Annotated in this window: 6 protein-coding genes and 1 pseudogene; 3 read left to right on the top strand and 4 right to left on the bottom strand. The window is 70.5% G+C overall.

What is annotated here, in order from left to right; translation table 11 throughout:
• Positions 1-9: 9 nt before the first annotated feature.
• Positions 10-1,407: a pseudouridine synthase gene (locus tag C9E82_RS16690; protein ID WP_119900381.1), complete on the top strand. Its 1,398-nt coding sequence runs from the start codon at positions 10-12 to the stop codon at positions 1,405-1,407.
• A gap of 69 nt (positions 1,408-1,476) precedes the next feature.
• On the opposite strand, the gene hemP is transcribed toward C9E82_RS16690, so the two are convergent.
• Positions 1,477-1,653 (bottom strand): hemin uptake protein HemP, encoded by a 177-nt coding sequence (hemP, locus tag C9E82_RS16695; protein ID WP_119900382.1) that lies wholly within the window; start codon positions 1,651-1,653, stop codon positions 1,477-1,479.
• Between the two features lie 205 nt (positions 1,654-1,858).
• On the opposite strand from hemP, the gene C9E82_RS16700 reads away from it, so the two are divergent.
• Positions 1,859-2,356, top strand: a complete 498-nt coding sequence (locus C9E82_RS16700) for a Fur family transcriptional regulator (protein ID WP_119900383.1) — start codon at positions 1,859-1,861, stop codon at positions 2,354-2,356.
• A 442-nt stretch (positions 2,357-2,798) separates the two neighbouring features.
• On the top strand, positions 2,799-3,008 hold the full coding sequence (locus C9E82_RS16705; protein WP_119900384.1) for a hypothetical protein: 210 nt from the start codon (positions 2,799-2,801) through the stop codon (positions 3,006-3,008).
• A 185-nt stretch (positions 3,009-3,193) separates the two neighbouring features.
• Here C9E82_RS16705 and C9E82_RS16710 read toward each other — a convergent pair whose 3' ends face one another.
• From C9E82_RS16710 to C9E82_RS24575, 3 genes and pseudogenes are all read right to left on the bottom strand, one after another.
• Positions 3,194-3,850, bottom strand: a complete 657-nt coding sequence (locus C9E82_RS16710; RefSeq protein ID WP_119900385.1) for a YjbF family lipoprotein — start codon at positions 3,848-3,850, stop codon at positions 3,194-3,196.
• On the bottom strand, positions 3,847-6,018 hold the full coding sequence (locus C9E82_RS16715) for a YjbH domain-containing protein (RefSeq protein WP_244936036.1): 2,172 nt from the start codon (positions 6,016-6,018) through the stop codon (positions 3,847-3,849). Before C9E82_RS16715 ends, C9E82_RS16710 begins: the two co-directional genes overlap by 4 nt.
• Positions 6,019-6,175: 157 nt before the next feature.
• Positions 6,176-6,620, bottom strand: a pseudogene (locus C9E82_RS24575) (hypothetical protein); the annotation flags it as partial.

Here is a 6,620-nt window from a genome sequence, read left to right on the forward strand (position 1 = left end):
GATCTCGCCATGACCGACGACAGCACTTCCACCCCCCAGGACCCTCAGAAGCCCGCCGAGGCCGACCGCATCGCCAAGGTGATGGCGCGGGCCGGCGTGGCCAGCCGCCGCGAGGCCGAGCGGATGATCCTGGAAGGCCGGGTCAGCGTGAACGGCAAGGTGATCGACAGCCCGGCGCTGGACGTGCTGCCCTCGGACCGGATCACGGTGGATGGCAAGAAGCTGGACGAGAAGCAGGAGACGCGGCTGTGGCTCTACTACAAGCCGGTCGGGCTGGTGACATCGGAGGCCGACGAGAAGGGGCGGCAGACGGTCTTCGACGCGCTGCCGCGCGATCTGCCGCGCGTGATGACCGTCGGCCGGCTGGACCTGAACTCCGAGGGGCTGCTGCTGTTGACTAATGACGGCGCGCTGAAGCGGCGGCTGGAGCTGCCCGCGACCGGCTGGCTGCGCCGCTATCGGGTGCGGGTGAACGGCCAGCCCAACGACCTGACCTTCGGGCCGCTGCGCCGGGGCGCGACCATCGACGGCGAGGAATTCGCGCCGATGGAGATCCGCCTGGACGGCCAGCAGGGCGCCAATGCCTGGCTGACCGTGGGCATCCGCGAGGGCCGCAACCGCGAGATCCGCCGCGCCATGGCCCATGTCGGGCTGCAGGTGAACCGGCTGATCCGCATCGGCTATGGCCCCTTCCGCCTGACCGGGCTGGAGAAGAACCAGGTGGTCGAGGTCAAGCGCCGGGTGCTGCGCGACCAGCTTGGCGGGCTGCTGACCGGCGAGGCCGAGGAGAAGGAGCGCGAGATGCGTCCGCGCGGCGCCGGGGCTTTTCGCGACCGCGATGCGGGCAGGACCCGCGGGCGCGAGGACGGTCCGCGCGGCGAGGGGCCGCGCAAGGATGGCCCGCGCAAGCCGCGCCACGAGGGCCGGGCCGATTCGGCCGAGGCCAGGGGCAAGCCGCGCCGCGACGGGGAGGCCGCGCGCGGGCCCAGGGCAGCGGGTGGCAAGTCATGGGGCGGCAAGGCGGAACGCGGGCAGGGCGACAGGCCGCGCGCGGCCGAGGGCGACTGGGCAGAGCGTCCGCGCCGCAGCTTCGGTGCCGAGCGTCCGGCCGGCTCCGGCCCCCGCAAGGCCGCGGATGGCAAGCCGGCGGCGGGCGGGCGCTTCGACAAGCCCGCGGGCGAGGGGCGTCCGGCCGGGAAATTCGGCGCCAGGCCGGAGGGAAAGCCGGGCGGGAAACCGGGCTTCAAGGGGTCGCGTGGCGCAGGGAAGGGCGGCGAGGGCAAGGGCGGCCCGGATCGTGGCCGTGGCGGCCCCCGCCCGGATGGGCCTCGTCCTCAAGGTTCCCGTCCTCAGGGCCCAAGGGGCGGCAAGCCTTCGGGGCGTCCCTCGGGCAAGCCGCGCGGCTGAGCCGCCGTGGCCTGTCCGCCGCAGGAACGAAACCGCAGGAACGAAAAAGGGGCGCGAGGCGCCCCTTTCTCATTTCGTCAGGATCAGCTTTCCCGCGCGGGTGATGCGCAGCTGATAGACTTGGTCGTCCAGCACGATCAGCGCCTGATTCCCGCCGCGCGTCAGCGTCGTGGCCTCATGCTGGGGAATGCGCGAAAGCGCACTGGTTCCGGGACGGGGAAATTCTGCGGGTCGCGCGGCAGTCATGGTTCGGCCTCTTGGCTGGCAAATTCGGTCAGGCGGAAATCTGACAAATTCCCTAGGGAATGTCAAAGAGAAAGAGTCGGGTATTGCGGGTCTCCGCCACAGGCCCTTCCGCGGGGCGGCCGACCTTCCGCTGCGGGCTTTGTTGCGGGCGAGGGGCTTCCCATGTCATATGGGCAGGCGCCCCAAGGTAAGAGGATAACATCTCGTGACCGACCCGACCGCTTCGGCCGCCGATACGGCCTTCAGCCCCCATGACCACCAGGCCTGCGAGTCGCGGGCGCTGGAAGAGGCGCTGGAGCGTCTGGCCTCGGAAGGGGCGCGGCTGACCCCGGTACGGCGGCGCACGCTGGAGATCCTGCTGGAATCCCACCGCGCGATGGGCGCCTACGAGATCCTGGACCGGCTGGCCGAGGAAGGCTTCGGCCGCCAGCCGCCGGTCGCCTACCGGGCGCTGGAGTTCCTGGCCCAGCACGGGCTGGTGCATCGCCTGCAGCGGCTGAACGCCTTCGCCGCCTGCCTGCATCCGGGCCATGAACACACGCCGGCCTTCCTGATCTGCCGCAAATGCGACAAGGTGGCGGAACTGCCCGGCGCCCGCATCCGCGACGTCCTGGCCGAGCTTGCCGCCGAGTCGGGCTTCGTCATGGAGCGCAGCACGGTCGAGGTGCTGGGCTTGTGCCCGGCCTGCGCAGCGGGCGACTGAACCAGCCTGCGCGGCGGGCGGCTGAACCGGCCTGCGAATCGGCGCACCCGGCCGGGGGGGGCGGTCGTGCCTGCCTGCGCCAATAGCAAGAATCTGCCGCTGGCAGGCGGAACCTTGCCCGACCAAGCAGTTCAAAATCCACCCGGAATTCCGCCTCTCGGAATCCGGCTGCGGCTGTCCGAAACGGGCGCCTGACCGCCGTAAGCCGCCAATTTCCCTGCATCGTCAGAGTGGTTGCGACGGTTTTGATGCAAGCCGGCAACACCCCCGGCAGGGCAGGCGAAACGGGGCGGAACCGGGGGCCGCCGAGCGTGTTGGCGATTATGCAACAGTGGCCGCAAGCCCTAGGGGGATTTGATTTAATGCTGCTTTTCAACCGTTCGGGTTTGTGCAACTGTCGCAGCGATGTTGCCGGAGACGGCAGCTTTCAACGAAACGGAGCATGATCATGACCAAATTCGCTACTTTCGCGGCCGCCCTCGGCCTGACCGCTTCCTCGGCTCTGGCCGGTGGCTATGTCGCCCCCGTCGTCGAAGTCGAGCCCGTCGTCGTCGAAGAGCGTGCCGCCACGACCAACGCTGGTCTGGTCGTTCCCGCCCTGCTGCTGCTGGGCGTGATCGCGGCCATCGCCTCGGACGACGACGACAGCTGATCTCCGAACGGAACCCGGGTTCCGAACGGTTTTCAAGGGCTGGCCTCGTGCCAGCCCTTCTTCATTTGCGCATCGCGGATCGTCACCAACAGCGGATCTCGTCACCAACAGCGGATCGCGCGCAAGGAAAAACCGGCCCCGCCGGGCCGGTCTGGATGTCTCTCTGGGGGCGTTTTCCGGGCCGCTCAGGGGCGCAGCGTCTGGATGGTGACGTAACCCAGCGCCGGGCCGATCCATTGGCGCGACACGGCGATCTGGCCGCCCTGCGGCATGTAGCTGTTCTGGAAGCTGATGCCGTGGCCTTCGCAGTTTTCCACGACCACGCCCGGATTGGGGCCGGGACCGACCGTGCAGTCGAAGCTGAGCGGGCGTTCCAGCCCGTCGCCGCTGTAATAGCGCATCACCCGCGTGCCCGAGCCCGAGCCCCCGGCGCGGATCAGCGCCTCGGTCTGCGGCTCGGCCACCGACAGGTCGTTGCCCAGCCCGCGCGTGCCGACCAGCATCCCGCCGCGCAGGATCAGCGCCTCTTCCGAGGGGGTCATGTAGGTGCGCATGGCGCCGTTCTGGCCGGTCATGGCCATGACCTGGTTGCGCCCCAGCGACTCGAAGCCGGCCATGATCAGCGGGCCGGGATTGACGCGCAGCGCCTCGGCCGCGGCCTGTTCGGGCGTCCGGGCGGGGGCGGCGGGCTGATCCGCGCCAGCGCCGCGCTGCTCGGCGACGACCTGGCCGGCGGTCTCGGCCAGCGCGCCCAGGGGGCCGCCGCCATCGGCATCGTTGCCGCAACCGGAAAGCCCGGCCAGCAGCCCGGCCGCCAGCGTGATCTTGAAAGCGCCGTTCATCGCCAGAACCTCCCCCAGCCTTCATAGAGTTCGACGGAATGGCTGTCGCGGATCCGGTCGTAGAGACGGCCGTTGACGTTCAGCTGCGCGCCCCCGTCGCGCGACAGCGACCGCAGCGTGGTCGAGACCCGCTCGCGCGAGGGCTGGCCGGTCGCCCAGCCAAGCGGGATCGACAGCATGATGCCCTTGTCGAAGCTGCCCTCGCCGAATTCCTCGGCGCTCATGTCGGTCTTGGTGGCATAGGCGCCGACGCGCCAGCCATTGGCGAATTCCCGCGTCAGGCTGACGGTCGCGCCCAGGTCGCCCGCCAGATACTTGCCGACATCCAGTTGCGCGGTGAAGCCCTGGGCGAACCCCTGCGAGAACTCGTAATAGGCCGAGACATGGCCCATCGTGACCTCGTAGTCGCGGAAATCGAACAGCCCGTCGAAATCGCGCTTCTTCACATGGTTGATCTCGGCCCCCAGGGCCAGCGGCGAGCCGGCGGGCTTCCACAGCGCCTCGGCCGAGACGCCGCCATAGCCGCGCTCCAGCAACCCGCCGGTGACGCGGGTATAGACCGTGTCGGTGGGCTTGGCATACCAGGCCAGCGTCAGTTCCGGGATCGTCGGGCTGCTGTTGTCGCGATACATGCGCGAATCCGAGCGCACCCGCGGCACGCCCTCGGGCGTGGTCTCCAGTTCGGGATTGGCCTCGTAGAAATCGGGATCGTAATGCTCGCCCCGCTGGCCGGGGATGCCCGGACCGCGCCGGTCCATGTCGCCGAAGGCGCGCTGGCGCAGGGCGCCGGTCAGGACCAGGCCGGGCATCAGTTCGTAGCTGGCGCGGGCCTCGGCGCCTGCCTCGTAGGTCAGCCCGTCCTCGGCGCTGAAGATGCCCAGCTCGACATAGGGTTTCAGCGACCAACGGAAGCGCGGATAGATGCCCTCGCTCTGGACCAGGCCGGGAACGTTGCGCGGCGCATCGCTGAGCGTGGAGGCCGCGGCGATCTGACCGGCCTCGGTATTCTCCAGCCGCTCGACATCCGAGCGGCGCAGCGTGACCGACGAGGTCGGCATCCCCTGGGCGGTCGAGGTGATGACGAAGGTCTCGACCGAGGGCGGCAGGGCGCGGGTCATCAGCCGGGCGGTGCGGCCCACGGCCTCGGCCTGGCTGATATAGCGGCGGTTGTCGATGCGCACCTCCGCCCGGTTGGCCGACAGCGCCATGGATTCCAGCACCTGCCCTTCCTTGGACAGGGCGTCGCCAAGCGCCGTCTGGATGGCGGGCTGGGCGGTCGGATCCTGCGACCACTGGCCCGACCAGCCCTCGGGATCGGCGGCGGGGGCGGGGCGCGGGCGCACCGGGGCCGGGGCCTTTTCCAGGCCCGAGGGATAGGGCGCCTCGCGCGGGTTCAGGGCGACGGTGAACTGGGCGCCGAAGGTCTCGCCGCCGATCGTGTAGAGCCCGACCTGATAGGAGCGGCCGAAGCTGTAATAGGCGCCGAGGTTCAGCTTGCTGCCCGGCTCCTCGTCGCCCTGCTGCCATTCGCGGCCGTCGCTGTAGCGGGTGTAATAGATGTCGTTCGAATATTCGGCGACCAGGTTCAGCCGGTCGGTCGCCTGCCAGCTGACCGAGGCGAAGGGCTTGGGACCGCCCGAGAACCAGTCGTCGGCATTCAGCGTGCCGCCCTCGTCGTTCACGTCGATGGTGCGCGGCTTGCCGGCCAGCACGCCCCAGCCCAGGCCGGCCGAGGCGCGGATCGTCGGCGTGATGGTCTTGGTCGCGACGATGTATTCGCCGGAATAGACGCCGGTGCCCAGCACGTCCTGGAACCCGACCGCGATGGCGGGGCGCCAGCCCTGCTCGTCCAGGATCTGATAGCGGATATCCAGCGAGCGGTCCGAGATATAGCCGTCCTGGCGATAGTCGTTGATGCCCTCGACCCGCGCATAGCGCAGCACCGTGGTCAGGCCCGGCAGCACCTGGAAGACGACATTGCCGCGCCGCGCATAGTCCGACCACGAGACGGTCGCGCCAAGCGTGCCGTCGGGCAGCGTCTCGGCGGTGGGCGTGTCGATCCCGCCCGGCATCCCGTAGGTGGACATGTTCCGGGCGATCATCGGTTCGGCCACGGCGGTGCCCGAGACCGATCCGATCAGCATGGTGACCGGCAGGGTCGAGGCCATCAGGCGTCTGGCAAGCGGTGAGCGGCGCATCGAATGGATCCTTGTCGCGACGAATGGGGCGATCATAGCCGCAGCAGCTTTCAGGGAAAGCCCACCTGGCTGCTTTCCGCGGCGGACTGCGTCCTTCCTGCCGCATCGCTGCGGCAGGAAGCGGGTGTCACTCGTCCTCGGGCGCGCCGTCGGTGTCGCCGCCGTTCTCGCCCCCGTCCTCGACGCCCGGCGGGGTCGCGGGCAGGCGCAGGGTCGGGGCCGGAACCGTCGCCGGGCTGCCGCCGGCCGCGCCCGAGCCGGCGGGCGCCGGGGTTTCGGCATCGCTCGCGGGCGCGTCGGGTTCCGGTGCCGCCGGGGCGGGGCTCTCGGTCACGGGCGGCGGAAGCCGGGTCGCCGGGATCTCCGTCGTGGAGGGCTCGGGGGTCGTCGTCTCGGGGGTCGTCGCCTCGGGGGCGGCGGTTTCCGGCGTGGCGGTTGCCGGAGCCTCGGTCGCCGGGCTTTCCTCGGCCGCGGGTTCCGGGGTGGCGGCGGCCGGGGTCGGGCTGGCGGCCGGGGTCGGGCTGGCGGCCGGGCGGGTGGCCGCGGGCCGCGTGGCGGTCGCGCGCGGCGCT

The sequence above is a fragment of the Paracoccus sigandri genome, from assembly GCF_003709565.1.
GTDB lineage: Bacteria > Pseudomonadota > Alphaproteobacteria > Rhodobacterales > Rhodobacteraceae > Paracoccus > Paracoccus siganidrum.